General features: G+C 71.0%; 20 protein-coding genes. 11 read left to right on the top strand and 9 right to left on the bottom strand.

Annotation, left to right across the window (positions count from 1 at the left end; translation table 11 throughout):
- Positions 1 to 89 precede the first annotated feature (89 nt).
- Complete coding sequence (locus tag C8E96_RS32555) at positions 90 to 536, top strand: hypothetical protein (RefSeq protein ID WP_091371139.1); 447 nt, start codon at positions 90 to 92, stop codon at positions 534 to 536.
- Here C8E96_RS32555 and C8E96_RS32550 read toward each other — a convergent pair.
- The 8 genes from C8E96_RS32550 to C8E96_RS32515 all read right to left on the bottom strand — a co-directional run bounded on the left by C8E96_RS32550 (position 464) and on the right by C8E96_RS32515 (position 5,997).
- Positions 464 to 997: a phospholipase gene (locus C8E96_RS32550; protein WP_091371140.1), complete on the bottom strand. Its 534-nt coding sequence runs from the start codon at positions 995 to 997 to the stop codon at positions 464 to 466. The two genes, C8E96_RS32555 and C8E96_RS32550, sit on opposite strands and share 73 nt — an antisense overlap.
- A gap of 75 nt (positions 998 to 1,072) precedes the next feature.
- Positions 1,073 to 1,798 carry a nitroreductase family protein gene (locus C8E96_RS32545; protein WP_091371142.1) on the bottom strand — a complete coding sequence of 242 codons (726 nt, stop codon included), beginning with the start codon at positions 1,796 to 1,798 and terminating at the stop codon, positions 1,073 to 1,075.
- 5 nt (positions 1,799 to 1,803) lie between these two features.
- Positions 1,804 to 3,003, bottom strand: coding sequence for a YcaO-like family protein (locus tag C8E96_RS32540; RefSeq protein ID WP_091371144.1), 1,200 nt, complete (start codon positions 3,001 to 3,003; stop codon positions 1,804 to 1,806).
- The gene (locus tag C8E96_RS32535) at positions 3,000 to 3,515 is read right to left on the bottom strand and encodes a hypothetical protein (protein ID WP_133794937.1); all 516 of its coding nucleotides are present in this window, start codon (positions 3,513 to 3,515) and stop codon (positions 3,000 to 3,002) included. The genes C8E96_RS32540 and C8E96_RS32535 overlap by 4 nt, the downstream gene beginning before the upstream one ends.
- Positions 3,512 to 4,294, bottom strand: a complete 783-nt coding sequence (locus C8E96_RS32530; protein ID WP_091371147.1) for a hypothetical protein — start codon at positions 4,292 to 4,294, stop codon at positions 3,512 to 3,514. The genes C8E96_RS32535 and C8E96_RS32530 overlap by 4 nt, the downstream gene beginning before the upstream one ends.
- Positions 4,291 to 5,148: a MerR family transcriptional regulator gene (locus C8E96_RS32525; RefSeq protein WP_091371149.1), complete on the bottom strand. Its 858-nt coding sequence runs from the start codon at positions 5,146 to 5,148 to the stop codon at positions 4,291 to 4,293. The genes C8E96_RS32530 and C8E96_RS32525 overlap by 4 nt, the downstream gene beginning before the upstream one ends.
- Positions 5,149 to 5,211: 63 nt before the next feature.
- Positions 5,212 to 5,712 (bottom strand): amino-acid N-acetyltransferase, encoded by a 501-nt coding sequence (locus C8E96_RS32520; RefSeq protein ID WP_091371151.1) that lies wholly within the window; start codon positions 5,710 to 5,712, stop codon positions 5,212 to 5,214.
- Between the two features lie 9 nt (positions 5,713 to 5,721).
- Positions 5,722 to 5,997, bottom strand: coding sequence for a hypothetical protein (locus C8E96_RS32515; RefSeq protein ID WP_091371153.1), 276 nt, complete (start codon positions 5,995 to 5,997; stop codon positions 5,722 to 5,724).
- 120 nt (positions 5,998 to 6,117) lie between these two features.
- On the opposite strand from C8E96_RS32515, the gene C8E96_RS32510 reads away from it, so the two are divergent.
- Entirely contained in the window at positions 6,118 to 7,326 is a 1,209-nt protein-coding gene (locus C8E96_RS32510) for an acetyl-CoA C-acetyltransferase (protein ID WP_091371154.1), read from the top strand.
- Here the strand turns inward: C8E96_RS32510 and C8E96_RS32505 are convergent, their stop codons facing one another.
- A complete protein-coding gene (locus C8E96_RS32505) occupies positions 7,327 to 7,680 on the bottom strand; it encodes a VOC family protein (RefSeq protein WP_091371156.1) in 354 nt (117 codons plus the stop codon).
- Between the two features lie 198 nt (positions 7,681 to 7,878).
- On the opposite strand from C8E96_RS32505, the gene rimO reads away from it, so the two are divergent.
- From rimO to C8E96_RS32460, 9 genes are all read left to right on the top strand, one after another.
- Positions 7,879 to 9,315 carry a 30S ribosomal protein S12 methylthiotransferase RimO gene (rimO, locus tag C8E96_RS32500; protein WP_091371157.1) on the top strand — a complete coding sequence of 479 codons (1,437 nt, stop codon included), beginning with the start codon at positions 7,879 to 7,881 and terminating at the stop codon, positions 9,313 to 9,315.
- Positions 9,312 to 9,950, top strand: coding sequence for a CDP-diacylglycerol--glycerol-3-phosphate 3-phosphatidyltransferase (gene pgsA / locus C8E96_RS32495; protein ID WP_091371159.1), 639 nt, complete (start codon positions 9,312 to 9,314; stop codon positions 9,948 to 9,950). The genes rimO and pgsA overlap by 4 nt, the downstream gene beginning before the upstream one ends.
- A complete protein-coding gene (locus tag C8E96_RS32490; protein ID WP_091371161.1) occupies positions 9,947 to 10,456 on the top strand; it encodes a CinA family protein in 510 nt (169 codons plus the stop codon). The genes pgsA and C8E96_RS32490 overlap by 4 nt, the downstream gene beginning before the upstream one ends.
- 244 nt (positions 10,457 to 10,700) lie before the next feature.
- Positions 10,701 to 11,141 (top strand): helix-turn-helix domain-containing protein, encoded by a 441-nt coding sequence (locus C8E96_RS32485; protein WP_091371164.1) that lies wholly within the window; start codon positions 10,701 to 10,703, stop codon positions 11,139 to 11,141.
- A gap of 12 nt (positions 11,142 to 11,153) precedes the next feature.
- Positions 11,154 to 11,540, top strand: coding sequence for a hypothetical protein (locus C8E96_RS32480; protein ID WP_091574967.1), 387 nt, complete (start codon positions 11,154 to 11,156; stop codon positions 11,538 to 11,540).
- Between the two features lie 153 nt (positions 11,541 to 11,693).
- A complete protein-coding gene (locus C8E96_RS32475; RefSeq protein WP_091371168.1) occupies positions 11,694 to 12,536 on the top strand; it encodes a PspA/IM30 family protein in 843 nt (280 codons plus the stop codon).
- Between the two features lie 7 nt (positions 12,537 to 12,543).
- Positions 12,544 to 13,317, top strand: a complete 774-nt coding sequence (gene pspM / locus C8E96_RS32470) for a phage shock envelope stress response protein PspM (RefSeq protein WP_091371170.1) — start codon at positions 12,544 to 12,546, stop codon at positions 13,315 to 13,317.
- Positions 13,318 to 13,376: 59 nt separating this feature from the next.
- Positions 13,377 to 13,637 carry a hypothetical protein gene (locus C8E96_RS32465; RefSeq protein WP_091371172.1) on the top strand — a complete coding sequence of 87 codons (261 nt, stop codon included), beginning with the start codon at positions 13,377 to 13,379 and terminating at the stop codon, positions 13,635 to 13,637.
- Between the two features lie 18 nt (positions 13,638 to 13,655).
- On the top strand, positions 13,656 to 13,952 hold the full coding sequence (locus C8E96_RS32460) for a hypothetical protein (protein ID WP_091371174.1): 297 nt from the start codon (positions 13,656 to 13,658) through the stop codon (positions 13,950 to 13,952).
- Positions 13,953 to 13,963 lie beyond the last annotated feature (11 nt).

Below are 13,963 nucleotides of genomic sequence, written 5' to 3'. Positions count from 1 at the left end.
GGGCGTCCCGGCATCGCCGGGGCGCCCGTTGTGCGTCTCAGGCAACCGCATGGGCCGCGAATTCCGTCTGAGCGGTGAAGACTGGAGGAATGACCATGGTGAACGGGTTGACCCGTGTCGTGGCGCTGGCCGCGCTGCTCATGCTCACGGCGTGCACGCCCGGTGGTGCCGCCCAGCCGGGCTCGCCGACCACCGATCCGACGACGCCGACGACGACGCAGCCGCCGGGTCCGGCGCTCGACGCCGACTTCCCGCTGCGCAAAGGCGAGTCGCAGACCCTGTCCGCAGAGGGCCTCACGGTCGGGTACCAGACGCTTGTGGACGACAGCCGGTGCAAGCCCGGCCAGGTGTGCGTCTGGGAGGGTGACGCGACCATCAGGGTCACGGTGAACAAGGGTGGCGGCCCCGAGGCGATCGAACTGCACACCCACCGCGACTTCGCGACGTCGGTCGTGTCCGAGGGCTACCGGATCAAGCTCGTCCGGCTCGACACCGCGGGCGACGTGGCGACCCTGCTGGTGAGCAAAGCGGCCTGACTCCGGGCGTGCCGCAGGGTTTCGGCGGTGCTGCGGTAGCCGCCGCCGAACTCGCGGACAGCCGCGTAGTAGATGTCGGCCGTGCGCTTGCACAGCCAGTTCCGGCCGCAGACCGAGTACAGGTCGGCCCGGAACACGTTGTCGATGCTCAACCGGGCCGACTCGTCGAAGCGGGTCTGCGCCTTGTAGTTGCGGTAGCCGAAGTCGTGCCGGTGGCAGGCGGACCGGAAGTCGAACCCCAGCGGCGTGTCCGGCGAACTGGAGCAGCCGTCGGACGACCAGTCGAGCTGGTCCGCGAACGGCTGGGCCGCCCGCGTCTTGGCGAACTGCGGCAGCTCCAGGGAGAAGAGGAACATGTCGGTGGTCGCGCGCAGCTCGGTCTGCGGCAGGTCCGCCGCGGCGGTTCCCGCGCCGATGACCAGCATGATCACGGTGGCGAGCAGGGCTCGGACGGCGAGCATGACAACTCCTCGGTGACGTCGACGCTGCGCCTATTCACTCATGGCACCCGCGGTGTTTGGCGACCGCCGTTCGGGTCAGCGGACACCAACATCGGGTGAAGTTCGGCCGCACGCGAACGTCACGGCCAGTCGCGCCTGCTCCGGCGCCAAACCCAGCGCCGCCAGGAGTTCGCGGTCGGCGGCGCCGCCGAGCAAGTACCCGCCGAGCCCGCGGTCGGCGACCGCCAGCGCCAGCGACTGCGCGGCGGCACCGGCCTCGACCAGCCCGAACCGGCCCGCGCGCGGCCCGTACTTGGCGAACAGCTCGATGTCGGCGAGCACCAGCACCACGACCAGCTGCGGAGCCGGGCTGTCCGGCGCGGCGCCGACCAGCGCGGCCAGCCCCGTCCACTCGGGACAGGGCGCGATGTCCTGCAGGGCATGGGTTCGCGGGTCGTAGCGGGTGATGCGACCGGACAGGGCGTGGTCGGCGTCGAGCAGGATCGGGTACGCGCGGACCGCCGTGAGCCCGCCCGCGGACGGGTACGAACGCCTGCCCGGCGCGGTCTCGGCCAGCGCGGCGAGCACGGCGCCGAGGTCGCGGGCCCGCAGTGGGCCGGTGCCGAATCCCCGCTCGCTGCGCCGCTTCGCGAACAGCTTGGTGAGGGCGTTCTTCGGTCGGTGTAACGCGATCGGGGGACTGGGCAGCACGAACGGGTCGAGCGGCGACGGCGCGTCACGGTACTCGCCCAGGCGCTCCGCGAACGCCCGCTGGGTGAGCGTGCTCAGGCCGCTCTCGGTCCAGAACTCGTCGAAGGACATCAGGCTCACCCCAGGGGATGCGGATACGGCGACGGGAACCCGGTGCGCGGCACCAGGTCGGGGTAGCGCCAGGACAGCTCCGCCGCCCGGCCGCCCAGGTTGGGCCACCGGTGGTCGGCGTGCAGTGGGGTCAGGTCGGGGGAGAGCGCGCGGACGCAGCGCAGGCCCACGGCGCTCAGTTCGGGTGTGGTTAGGTCCCGGTAGGCGAGGCGGACACCGGCCTGGGTGAGGGCGTCGACGAACGGTCGCAGCCCCGGCTCGGTGGCGTCCACGGGCGGCTCTCCGAGGTCTCCGGCCCACAGCGGGAGGTCGGCCCAGGCGTCGAGGGCGCGGGCGTAGTAGACGGCGTGGCGGTCGAAGTCGGTCACCTCGTCCGGTCGCCTGGCCGCGGTGTCGTCGCCGGCGAGCCAGACCCGGATGAACACGGTGCCCTGACACCACTCCAGCCACGCCTTGTCGACCGCGTCGGCCCAGGTCGCCCGGCAGGCGAGACCGAACGTGGGCCGGAGTTCGCCCGCCACCGGAAGCGTTCCGGCGATGGCGGCGACCGGGTAGGGGCTGTAGGCGGGCGTCAGGTCGAACGCGGTGATCTCGCCACCGAGCGCGCGCACCGGTTCGGTGAGCCGGTCGGGGAGGGGGATTCGGGCCGGGGCGAGGCCGTGCAGCCAGACCGTGGCCAGGGCGTCGCGCTCGACGATCTCGCTGACCGCGCTCAGCAGCGCCGCGCTCGCCGAAGGCCCGGCGGCGAGACCGGATGAGGTCGCGGGCAGCCGGTGCCTGCCGTCCAGGGAGATCAGTCCCGCGGGCACCTGGATGGGCTCGTTGTCGGGCAGCGTCCAAGCCGTGGTGTAGTCGGGGTTCTCGTATCCGGCGTACGGGAAGTCCTTGCGGGTGCGCTGTTCGGGGGAGTGCAGGGTGAACTCGTCGAGGTCCCACCGCGGGCCGTCGGTGTCCACGGTTTCCAGTGGACAGCGGGTGGCGGCGTGCCGTTCGAGGGCCTCGGCGAGCGCGGCCAGCCGGGCGGACTCGGCGTCGAACCCCGCGCCGCCGGAGGTGCCGCCTGTCGTGGACGGGTCGGGGACCGCGGCGAACCCTGGAATGTCCACATCGGACAAGGAAGGCGGAGTGGGCTGCAGCCGCGACACCACTCCCTGCCGCCACCCGACCGCGCGGTCGAGCAGAACCGACGACAGCGGCGGCCTCATGACCGGTACACCTTCATCGCGACCGCCACGGAGATCACGACGATCACCAGACCGATCAACAGGTAGCCGAAGCCCTGGATGACCAGAAACGCGCCGGCGATGAGTTCACCGGCGAACGCGAACGCGCCCACCACCAGCCGGGCCGCGGGCACCACGGGTCTGGTCGAGCCTGCCCAGGACGCGATCGACGCGACCGCCGCCGCCGACATCAGGACGATGGCGGTGACGAGTACCAAGAAGGCTTCACCCGACACCGTCAGGTTCATGGCGATCAGCAGGGTGGCGAGAAGTGCGGCGAACCAGACCAGGACGGAGTAGGCGCGGGCCTTCTTGTGGCGCTCCGGGCGCTCGGCGACCCGCGCCAGATCCCGGCCGAGTCCGCCGTGCAGGACGATCGGCGTGGTCAGTGTCGAGGCGAGGCAGCAACAGCAGCAACAGCAACAGGTGGGCGTCGCGGCGGTCGCGCTGAGCGCGCCCGGGGTGAACTGGTCGGGCAGGCGTAAGGCGCTCACGCCGCCTCCCACGGCAGGGTGATCCGACCAGGATGCGGCCTGCTGCACGACTCGCAGTCGGCGCTGGGCAGGACGTCCTCGGTGGTACTGCCCAGCGTCCGCAAGTCGTAGGACACGCTGCGCTGCAACAGGGCCAGGGAGCCGTCACCCAGTTCGCGCAACGCGTGCGCGGCCAATGCGATCGGCAGGTCCGGCTCGGCGGCGGCCTTCGGCGCGGGCGGCGGTTTCGGGTCGCCCCAGCGACTCCCGGCGCGGCGGGCCAGACACTCCAGGCAAGCGCTTGCGCCCGGGACGACCAGCGGCCCGAGCGCGATCGTGTGGTGGAAGGCGAGGTCGAGCAGGACGTGGATCTGTCCACTTCGGACCAGTCCGGCGCTCAGGCCGACGAGTTCGGCCAGTCGGGCGGTCGTGCGGACCACCACGAGCACGTCGGGGTCACCGACCGGCGGAAACGCCTTCGCCAGGGCCGCGGTGAGGTCAGGAGAGGCGTCCCCGAGGACTTGGGCGCCGATGCTCAGCGTCCGCGACTGCCCTGGCCCGGGCAATGCGGCAGGCCGTAAGGCGCCGAGGGATCGCAGCTGTGGCAGCACATCCCGGGCGGAGGAAGTCAGCACCCCCGGATCGATGTCGCGCCCGTCGAACGCCGCCGCGAGCTGCTCGGCGTCGGCCCGCGGCACGTCGGGTACGAGGTAGATCAGGTCGGCCCCGGCGAAGACGACCAGCCCTTCGTCGCGGGCCTGCGCCCGCCACGCCGGATCGGCGACGAGTTTCGCGGTCACGGTGTCTCCTCCGCGTCTGCTTCGGCAAGGAAGCGGTCGATGTCGGCGTCGGCGGGCTCGTCTGGGTGGGCCGCCGCGCCTTCGAGGCGTTCGGCCAGGACTGGGACGGTGTGCCCGGCCCAGGCGGGTGGCCGGTCCTCGGGCAGGAGATTGTGCTTGCGGGCGAAGGTTTCCGCGGAGTCCCGAATGGAGTCCCGCAAAGCGCCCGCCACCACGCCTTGGGCGGTCTCGGTGAGTTCGACGAGAAGGGCGCGGACCCGGTCGAGCTGGTCGTCGCTGCCCGCCTGGTCGGCCAGCCGCGGCCAGATGACGCGTTCGAAGACGTCGACGAAATCGGCGGCGATCCGGTCGGTCTGCACGCGCAGCCGCTCGAACGCGTCGAGGATCTCACGTGGGGGCATGGCCATCCCGGTCATCGCGGTGCCCGAGTCCATCGCCCAGCGCCGGACGAACGGTTTGCCGCGCTCCCAACGGATCAGGCCCATTCGGCTGGCCCGGCGGAACAGCTGCGGGCGAAGGTCTCGTACCGACACCAACGCCCGCAGCTCCCGCATGCCGACCGGCACCCAGTCGTCCGGGCCCCCCTGACCGGTCAGGCCGAGCACGTCGCCGACGCGAGCCCCCAGGTCCCGCGCGGCGATCAGCTCGGCGATCGCGGGCAGCGAGAAACCCCGCTGCTGCAACCTGTTCACCAGCCCGAGCCGCTCGACATGGGACGAGTCGTAACGGGCCGTGCGGCCCTCGCGCCGAGGCGGATGCAGCAGTCCCCTCGTCTGGTACATCCGGATCGTGCTCGTCGGCAGCCCGGCCTCGGCGGCCAGCTGTTCGACTGTCAACGCGGCGTCTCGTCCCACAGCCACGATCCTGTCGGACCGCAACTCATCTAGTCAAGACTCTTCGAGTGATTACTCGAACAATCAGAGCTTGAGCAGCATGCGGGTGTTGCCCAGGGTGTTCGGCTTCACATAGGGCAGGTCGAGGAACTCCGCGACGCCCTCGTCCATCGACCGGCGCATCTCCTCGTAGACCTCCGGGCTGACCGGGGTGCCGTCGATCTCGACGAACCCGTGCCGGGCGAAGAACTCCGTCTCGAACGTGAGCACGAAGATCCGCGACAGCTCCAACTCCCGCGCGGTCGCCACCAGCCGCTCCACCAGCGCGTGGCCCACTCCGAGCCCGACGGCCGAGGGCAGCACCGCGATCGTCCGGATCTCGGCGATGTCCTCCCACAGCACGTGCAGGGCGCCGCAGCCGACCAGTTCGCCGTCGACTTCCGCGACCCAGAACTCCTGGACGTCCTCGTAGAGGGTGACCAGTTCCTTCGCGAGCAGCACTCGCCCGACGTAGGTGTCGACGACGGCCTTGATCGCGCGGACATCGGTGGTCCTGGCGCGGCGCACCAGCGGAGACGGCTTCACACCGAAAATCTAGCCCTCCGCCTGCGTGGCCGTGCTCCACGCACCGAAGAAGCCGAGGAAGGCCGTCAGCCCGGCCAGGGCGGTGTAGTACGCCAGCTCACCGGAGAACCGGTACCCGACGAAGGCGGCGGCGGAGATCAGCACCCAGGCCAGCGGATGCCCCCACCGCAGCAGCCACGCGCGAAGGCCGTTCGCCGCCACATGGGGGTAGACGAACAGGAACACGATCGCGGGCACCAGCGCGGCCAGCCCCGGGATCCACAGCGGAACTCCGGCAAACGTCACCTTTCCACCATGACCCCGCGCAGTCCGTCGCGCATCGGGGTAATCCCTGATCAGGGTATGTAGTTCGACGGTTCGGGTGAGCGGGCAGAATCGTGGGGCGGCACCGAACCAAGGAGAACCATGCGCGAGGCAGTGATCTGTGAGCCCGTCCGTACTCCCGTCGGAAGGTTCGGCGGGGTGTTCAAGGACGTCCCCGTCACCACCCTCGCCGCGACGGTGATCCGCGAACTCCTGCGGCGCACCGGCATCGACCCGGCCGTCATCGAGGACGCGGTCTTCGGCCAGTGCTACCCCAACGGCGACGCCCCCGCGCTCGGCCGGGTCGCCGCGCTCGACGCGGGCCTGCCCGTGGAGGTCCCCGGCGTCCAACTCGACCGCCGCTGCGGCTCCGGCCTGCAGGCGGTGATCGATGCGGCGATGCGCGTGCAGACCGGCGTCAACGACGTCGTGCTCGCGGGCGGCGCGGAAAGCATGAGCCAGGTCGAGTTCTACTCCTCGGCGATGCGTTGGGGCGTCAAGGGAACCGGCGTCGAACTGCACGACCGCCTCGCCCGCGCCCGAGTGACCGCGGGCGGCGTCAACCACCCGGTCGATGGCGGAATGCTGGAGACCGCGGAGAACCTCCGCCGCGAGTACTCGATTCCGCGCGAAGAGCAGGACGAACTGTCCCTGCGGTCGCACACCCTCGCCGTCGCCGCCATCGAGGCGGGCCGCTTCACCGACGAGATCGTCCCCGTCACCGTTTCCAGCCGCCGCGGCGACACGGTCATCGACCGCGACGAGCACCCGCGACCCGAGACCACGATGGAAAGCCTGGGCGCCCTCAAGCCGATCATGGCCCGCCAGGACCCCGACTCGACGGTGACGGCGGGCAACGCCAGCGGCCAGAACGACGGCGCCGCCGCCTGCATCGTCACCACGCCGGAGAAGGCCGCCGAACTGGGCCTGCGCCCGCTGGCCAGGCTGGTGACGTGGGCGAGCGCCGGTGTCCCGCCCCGCACCATGGGCATCGGCCCGGTCCCCGCCACCGCGAAGGCACTGGACCGGGCCGGCCTGACCCTCGCGGACATGGACTTGATCGAACTGAACGAGGCGTTCGCCGCCCAGGTGCTGGCCTGCACCCGCGAGTGGAAGTTCACCGAGTCGGACTGGGACCGCACCAACGTCAACGGTTCCGGCATCTCCCTGGGCCACCCGCTGGGCGCCACCGGTGTCCGAATCCTCTCGACGCTGCTGCGCGAGATGCACCGACGGGATTCGCGCTACGCCTTGGAGACCATGTGCATCGGCGGCGGCCAAGGCCTGGCCGCCATCTTCGAGCGGGTCTGATCAGCCCGCCCGCTGCGTGAGCACGCAGAACTCATTGCCCTCAGGGTCCGCCAAGGTCACCCACGGCACGTCCCCCTGCCCGATGTCCACCCGCGAAGCCCCAAGCGCGAGGAGTCGTGCGACCTCAGCTGCCTGGTCCTTCGGCCGAAAGTCGAGATGCAGACGGTTCTTCACGACCTTCGCCTCAGGGACGGTCGTGAACAGCAGGCCAGGCAGCTGATCCTCGCTCGGCCGGATCTCGAACTCGTTCGGCTCGTCACACACCACCACCCAGCCGAGTGCCTCCGCCCACCATCGCCCCAGCGCCTCCGGATCCGCGGAGTCGACCATGACCTGTTCCCATTCCAAACCCATGGTGGGCACCCTATCGGCGGCCTGGTGAGCTCCGCTGGGAATTAAGATGGCACCATTACCGATGGCGGCCGGTGGCGCTGACCAACCCCAGTGCCCCGGCCGCCCTCGAAGGACCCGTGACCGCCTCTGGTCAAAGTGGCTGTCCAAGGCGGTTACCCTGTGTCCGTGCCCTCTCCGACCACGTCACGCCGTGTCGCCATGCTCACCCTCGGGTGCGCCCGCAATGAAGTCGACTCCGAGGAACTCGCCGGTCGCCTCTCCGGCGGCGGCTGGGACCTGGTCGACCTCGAAGGCGACAACGCGTCCCCGGACGTGATCGTGGTCAACACCTGTGGCTTCGTCGAGTCCGCCAAGAAGGACTCCGTGGACACGCTCCTCGCCGCAGCCGACACCGGCGCGAAGGTCGTCGCTGTCGGGTGCATGGCCGAGCGCTACGGCGCCGAACTGGCCGAGAGCCTGCCCGAGGCCAGCGCGGTCCTCGGCTTCGACCACTACCCGGACCTGGCCGAACGCCTCGGCGACATCGTCCAGGGCCACGCAATCCCCTCGCACACGCCGGTCGACCGCCGCACGCTGCTGCCGATCACGCCCGTGCAGCGCCAGGAAGCCGCGACCGACGTCACCGTCCCCGGCCACGGCTGGGGCCCCCGCGTCATGCGCAAGCGCCTCGACGACGCCCCGGTCGCCTCGCTGAAGATCGCCTCCGGCTGTGACCGCCGCTGCTCGTTCTGCGCGATCCCGTCCTTCCGCGGCTCCTTCGTCTCCCGCATCCCCGACGAGATCGTCGCCGAGGGCGCGTGGCTGGCCGAGCAGGGTGTGCGCGAGCTGGTCCTGGTCAGCGAGAACTCCACCTCCTATGGCAAGGACCTCGGCCGCGAGCACGCCGGACAGGGCGCCCTCGAAGCCGTCCTGACCCGTCTGGCCGCGATTCCCGGCATCGACCGCGTCCGCGTGTCCTACCTGCAGCCCGCCGAGACCCGCCCGAACCTGGTCCGCGCTATCGCGACCACCGAGGGTGTCGCGGACTACTTCGACATGTCCTTCCAGCACTCCAGCGAGACCGTGCTGCGCCGCATGCGCCGCTTCGGCAACACCGAGTCGTTCCTCGGCCTGGTCAAGCAGATCCGCGAGCTGTCGCCCGCCGCGGGCATCCGCAGCAACGTGATCGTCGGCTTCCCCGGCGAGACCGAGGACGACGTCGACGAACTCGCCCGCTTCCTGACCGAGGCCAAGCTCGACGCGGTCGGCGTGTTCGGCTACTCCGACGAGGACGGCACCGAGGCCGAGAACCTGGGCGACAAGCTCGACGCCGACACCATCGGCGCGCGCGTCGCCCGGATCTCCGCGCTGGTCGAGGAGCTGACCACGCAGCGCGCCGAGGACCGCATCGGCTCGGAGGTCGTCGTGCTCATCGAGCGCGAGGAGTCCGAGGACGAGGACTGCAGCGGACGCGCCGCGCACCAGGCCCCCGAAGTCGACGGCGAATGTGTCGTGGTCGACGGTGAGGACGGCCCGGCGGTGGAAGACCTGGTGGTCGGCGACCTCGTGCGCTGCCGCGTGATCGACAGCGAGGGTGTCGACCTGGTCGTCGAGCCCCTCGAGGTCATCCCGCGCGCGGCAGTGGCGTCGCCATGAGCCCGGCCGCGACCGGCGACGACGCGCCCGCCGCCGAACCGACGCGGCCGGTGTTACCGGAGCCCACCCAGGTCCCGGTGCTCAACATCGCCAATCTGCTCACCCTGTCGCGGCTCGCTCTTGTCCCGGTGTTCCTGGCCGCCCTTTTCGTCGGCGACGGCCACGACACCACCTGGCGGCTCATCGCCACCGCCGTGTTCGGCATCGCGTCGGTCACCGACCACGTCGACGGCTGGCTGGCCCGCAAACACGGCCTCATCACCGACTTCGGCAAGATCGCCGACCCGATCGCCGACAAAGCCCTCACCGGGGCCGCGCTCGTCGGGCTCAGCGTGCTGGGCGACCTGCCGTGGTGGGTGACACTGGTCATAGCCGCCCGCGAGATCGGGGTGACCCTGCTCCGCTTCTGGGTGATCCGCCAGGGCGTGATCCCGGCCAGCCCCGGCGGCAAGCTCAAGACGCTGACGCAGATCCTCGCGATCACCCTGTTCCTGCTGCCGCTGCCCGCGGGCTGGCTGACCGTCGCCTGGGCGATCATGGGCGTCGCGATCGGCCTGACCGTCGTGACCGGCGTCGACTACGTGGTGCGCGCGGTCCGGCTGCGCGCGTTGGGCAAGCGGGCCGTCGGATCATGACGCCGCTGGCGCTGGTCCCCGGTCTGACGGCGGAGCCTGTCGCCGCGCTGATCGATCGCCTCCGCGAGCGCGGCGAGACCGTCGCCACCGCCGAGTCGCTCACCGCGGGGCTCCTCACGGCCGTGCTGACCAGCGTTCCCGGCTCCAGCGCCGTGGTGCGCGGCGGGCTCGTCGTGTACGGCACCGACCTCAAATCGTCCCTCGCCGGAGTCGACGCCGCGCTGCTCGCCACGAACGGTCCGGTCGACCCCGACGTCGCGGTGCAACTCGCCGCGGGCGCGCGCGACCGGTGCCGGGCGAGCATCGGCATCGGCCTCACCGGCGTCGCCGGACCGGACGGGCAGGACGGTGTGACGCCAGGCACGGTCTGGGTGGCGCTGATCAGCGCGCGCGGCCCGAGTGTGGCGCTGCTGACACTGTCCGGAGATCGCGAAGAGGTCCGCGCGGGCGCTGTGCAAGGTGCGCTGGACCTGCTCACGGCCGATCTCGATACGCTCATCGAGTGAGGTTGTCGTCACCAAGCGTGCCTGACATGATCACGTCCGAAACCGGCGAACCGGTGTCCACCAGGGAACATTCGATCCTCTTCGATCGTTCGCTCTTGGCGGACTACCCGCAAAGGCGCTGCGTTTCGTCGCCGTCAGTCGGTAACGTTGTGGAGGAGACGGCCACGCGTTGTCCCCGAGCCGGTCACCGACCGGGAAGGGAACGGCGTTCGGACTGGTTCCGCAGGAGGAAGGGAGGTGCGCGATGACCGTGCTGTTGCGAGAGGCGATCGGTGATCGGCTCCGACACGCCCGCACCAACCAGCAGCGCACGCTGCGGGAGGTCTCCCGCTCCGCGCGGGTCAGCCTGGGCTACCTCTCCGAGGTAGAACGCGGGCGCAAGGAGGCCTCCAGTGAACTCCTGGCCGCCATCTGCGACGCCCTTGCCCTGCCGCTGTCGGAACTGCTCCACAAGGTGGCCGCCGACATCGGCGCGCTGACCGCGGTGGAGCACTCCATGCCGGAGCAGGCGGCCGTCGAGGAGTCCACCAGGTCGACGGGCCCACGTGCCTCGGTCGAGGGCGGCAGGCTCGTCCCCGCGATCGTCGGCGAGAACCTCGCCGATCTGCGCATCCAGCCCGCGCTGTCGCACCGGATCGAGACCTCCCTGGGTGGCACCAGGGCGGGCGCGGTGTTCGCCGCCTGACCCGTGTGGGCCATGGTCGCGATCGCGGCCGCCGTCGTGGTGGCGGCCGCCATTCCCGTACTGACCGGCGCGCACCGGCGTCCCATGGGCGCGCCCGGCCGAGCACGGGCTGATTCCGCGACCGCGCGATCCCGACGACTGCTGGCCGATATCGATGATGTGGCGTTGAGATCCACGACGCTGGGTCCGGTCCGTCGGGCCGCGGCGGAGCTTGTCGCCGCGATCGAGCGAGCCGCCGACGCGTCGGCGCAGGTCACAGCCGTGGACGGACTGCGCGGGGTGCGCGACGACATCCGCGGGCCACACCCCGATCCCGCGGTATTGGCCGCCCGTTTGGCCGCGCTGACCGCCGCCCTGGTCGGGGATCACCCGCAGAGCCGGTCCGGGCATCAGGGTTGATCTCAGAGGGAACCCTGAAATCTGCTGGGTCTGGTGGTACGGCTTCCACGCACCTGACACGATGGAACCCACAACGGTGCCGGAGCGTTGCCGTTTCGTGGTCGGCAGCGGGGTCCAGTGATCCGGCAGGTACGAAGAAGGCAGGCGGAGGAGATGGCCAACCCGTTCGTGAAGTTCTGGAAGTACCTCATGGCGTCGTTCTCGTCGAAGATCGACGAGCACGCCGACCCGAAGGTGCAGATCCAGCAGGCCATCGAGGAGGCGCAGCGCGCGCACCAGGCCCTCTCACAGCAGGCCGCGGCGGTGATCGGCAACCAGCGCCAGCTGGAGATGAAGCTCAACCGCCAGCTCGGTGAGGTCGAGAAGCTGCAGGCCTCGGCCCGGCAGGCCCTCGTGCTGGCCGACGAGGCCCGGTCCAAGGGCGACGAGCAGAAGGCGACGCAGTTCGAGAACGCCGCGCAGTCCTTCGCCACCCAGCTCGTCACCGCGGAGCAGGGCATCGAGGACCTCAAGACGCTGCACGACCAGGCGCTGCAGGCCGCGGGCTCGGCGAAGACCGCCGTCGAGCGCAACGCGATGGTCCTGCAGAACAAGCTCGCCGAGCGCACCAAGCTGCTCAGCCAGCTCGAGCAGGCCAAGATGCAGGAGCAGGTCTCCAAGTCGCTCAACCAGATGAGCGAGCTCGCCGCGCCGGGCAACACCCCGTCGCTCGAGGAGGTCCGCGACAAGATCGAGAAGCGGTACACCACCGCCCTCGGTTCCGCCGAGCTCGCGCAGAACTCGGTGCAGGGCCGGATGATGGAGGTCCAGGCCTCCACCACGGAGATGGCGGGCCACTCGCGGCTCGAGCAGATCCGCGCGTCCATGGCGGGCGGCAAGGTCGCGGGCGAGGTCACCAGCGGACCGGCGGCGTCCGCGCCGACGGCCAACATCCAGGCGGAGATCCAGCAGCGGGTGGCCCAGGAGCAGAAGGCCAACCCGCAGGCCGGTTCCTGACCAGACGATGACGGGGTCGCGCAGGCGCGAGCTGATCAAGCTCGGAGAGTTGGTAGGCCAGCACGTGCGCGGCCCCTACGTGGACCAGCTCCGCGGCGCAGTCGCCAAGTGGCGTGATCCGCGGGCCAAGGCCGTGCGGGAGCGCCGCAAGGCGGCGAGACGTACCAGGCTGTGGACCGCCACCGGTGTCACCACCGGTGGCGGCGCCGCCGTCCTGCAGACCGCCGTCGAGTCCCCTGGCGCGGGCCCCGGCGTCCTGATCGGCGCCACCGTCATCGCGGGCTTCATGGCGGTCAGCGCGGGCATCCAGTCCAGGCGGCTGCACAAGCAGCCGCTGCCGGAGCCGATCCGCGTCCCCGCGCCACTGCCCGCCCGAGGCTCCCAGGCCCGCGAACCGATGCGTCGCCTGGAGGAGGCCGAGGACACCCTCCACGAACTGCTGTCGCAGCTCGCCCGCGGCGCCATGGTCCCGGCCGACTCGGTCGACCAGGCCCGACGCACCGGAGCCGACGCGGCGACGGCACTGCGCGCCACGGCCGCCCAACTCCACGCCGTCGAACGCGCCCGAGACCACGCCCCGTCGTCCGACCGCGCGGCCCTCTCCGACGGCGTCCGGCGATTACGGACCCACCTCGACGAGGGCATCGACGGCTACTGCCGCCTGGTCGCCGCCGCGGGCCACGCCCTGGCCGCCAGCACCCCCAGCCACGGTCGAACCGAACTCGTCGACGCAACCGACCACCTCGCCGGCCTCGCCCACGCACTGCGTGAGCTTTCCTGACGCTTGGGGGAGCGAACCGGGCCGGACGTGCGTCCCACTAACGACCCGAGGGGGGCGAGATGGACGACCGAAGCCAACTGCTGCGCCGACAGCTGCGCATGCGGATCGTGATGGCCCTGTTGCTCGCCGCGGCGGCCTTCTTCATGGCACCGGTGGTGGCCGTGTGGATGGGGTTCCTCCCGCACCCGGGCACCGTCGAGCTCAACCGGTCACTCTCCGCCGCTTTCGTCCTTGGCCTGCCCGCCGTGGCCTGCTGGGCCCGGATCCAAACCCTCGGCGACGCCCTGGCGGCCGAGAGCGAACGACCGCCGTCCTCCTGAGCCGCCGACGCTGTGCCCATGATCACTGCCCAGCACCACGTCATGGCCGCCCGGATCCACCGTCTCCTCTTCGAACCGACCCGAGGGGAGCCCGCCGTGGCCGCTATCGACCTGGCAGCACTGCGTGAGACCGTTGCCGACCGCGTGGCCGAAGCGGCGGCCTACGAGGACCGCTTCTGGGACATCGTCGACAACAGCGACATCGACCGCACCCGCGCCTCCCGCATGCTCGACGTCGCGGTCGAGTGGATCGGCACCGGTCGCGGCGACGTCGTCGACCCGTACGCCCTCGCCCTGTCCTGGATGCCTGCCTAGAGCTACCGGCT

Origin of the sequence: Actinokineospora alba (assembly GCF_004362515.1) — a bacterium.
Taxonomy (GTDB): domain Bacteria; phylum Actinomycetota; class Actinomycetes; order Mycobacteriales; family Pseudonocardiaceae; genus Actinokineospora; species Actinokineospora alba.
The sequence above is the reverse complement of the archived record's forward strand: the minus strand, read 5'-3'. Positions and strand labels throughout refer to the sequence as shown.

Coding starts and splice junctions, on each gene's coding strand:
- C8E96_RS32555 (WP_091371139.1), top strand. CDS start 90: ATGACCATGGTGAACGGGTTGACCCGTGTCGTGGCGCTGGCCGCGCTG.
- C8E96_RS32550 (WP_091371140.1), bottom strand. CDS start 997: ATGCTCGCCGTCCGAGCCCTGCTCGCCACCGTGATCATGCTGGTCATC.
- C8E96_RS32545 (WP_091371142.1), bottom strand. CDS start 1,798: ATGTCCTTCGACGAGTTCTGGACCGAGAGCGGCCTGAGCACGCTCACC.
- C8E96_RS32540 (WP_091371144.1), bottom strand. CDS start 3,003: ATGAGGCCGCCGCTGTCGTCGGTTCTGCTCGACCGCGCGGTCGGGTGG.
- C8E96_RS32510 (WP_091371154.1), top strand. CDS start 6,118: ATGCGCGAGGCAGTGATCTGTGAGCCCGTCCGTACTCCCGTCGGAAGG.
- C8E96_RS32505 (WP_091371156.1), bottom strand. CDS start 7,680: ATGGGTTTGGAATGGGAACAGGTCATGGTCGACTCCGCGGATCCGGAG.
- rimO (WP_091371157.1), top strand. CDS start 7,879: ATGCTCACCCTCGGGTGCGCCCGCAATGAAGTCGACTCCGAGGAACTC.
- pgsA (WP_091371159.1), top strand. CDS start 9,312: ATGAGCCCGGCCGCGACCGGCGACGACGCGCCCGCCGCCGAACCGACG.
- C8E96_RS32490 (WP_091371161.1), top strand. CDS start 9,947: ATGACGCCGCTGGCGCTGGTCCCCGGTCTGACGGCGGAGCCTGTCGCC.
- C8E96_RS32485 (WP_091371164.1), top strand. CDS start 10,701: ATGACCGTGCTGTTGCGAGAGGCGATCGGTGATCGGCTCCGACACGCC.
- C8E96_RS32480 (WP_091574967.1), top strand. CDS start 11,154: ATGGTCGCGATCGCGGCCGCCGTCGTGGTGGCGGCCGCCATTCCCGTA.
- C8E96_RS32475 (WP_091371168.1), top strand. CDS start 11,694: ATGGCCAACCCGTTCGTGAAGTTCTGGAAGTACCTCATGGCGTCGTTC.
- pspM (WP_091371170.1), top strand. CDS start 12,544: ATGACGGGGTCGCGCAGGCGCGAGCTGATCAAGCTCGGAGAGTTGGTA.
- C8E96_RS32465 (WP_091371172.1), top strand. CDS start 13,377: ATGGACGACCGAAGCCAACTGCTGCGCCGACAGCTGCGCATGCGGATC.
- C8E96_RS32460 (WP_091371174.1), top strand. CDS start 13,656: ATGATCACTGCCCAGCACCACGTCATGGCCGCCCGGATCCACCGTCTC.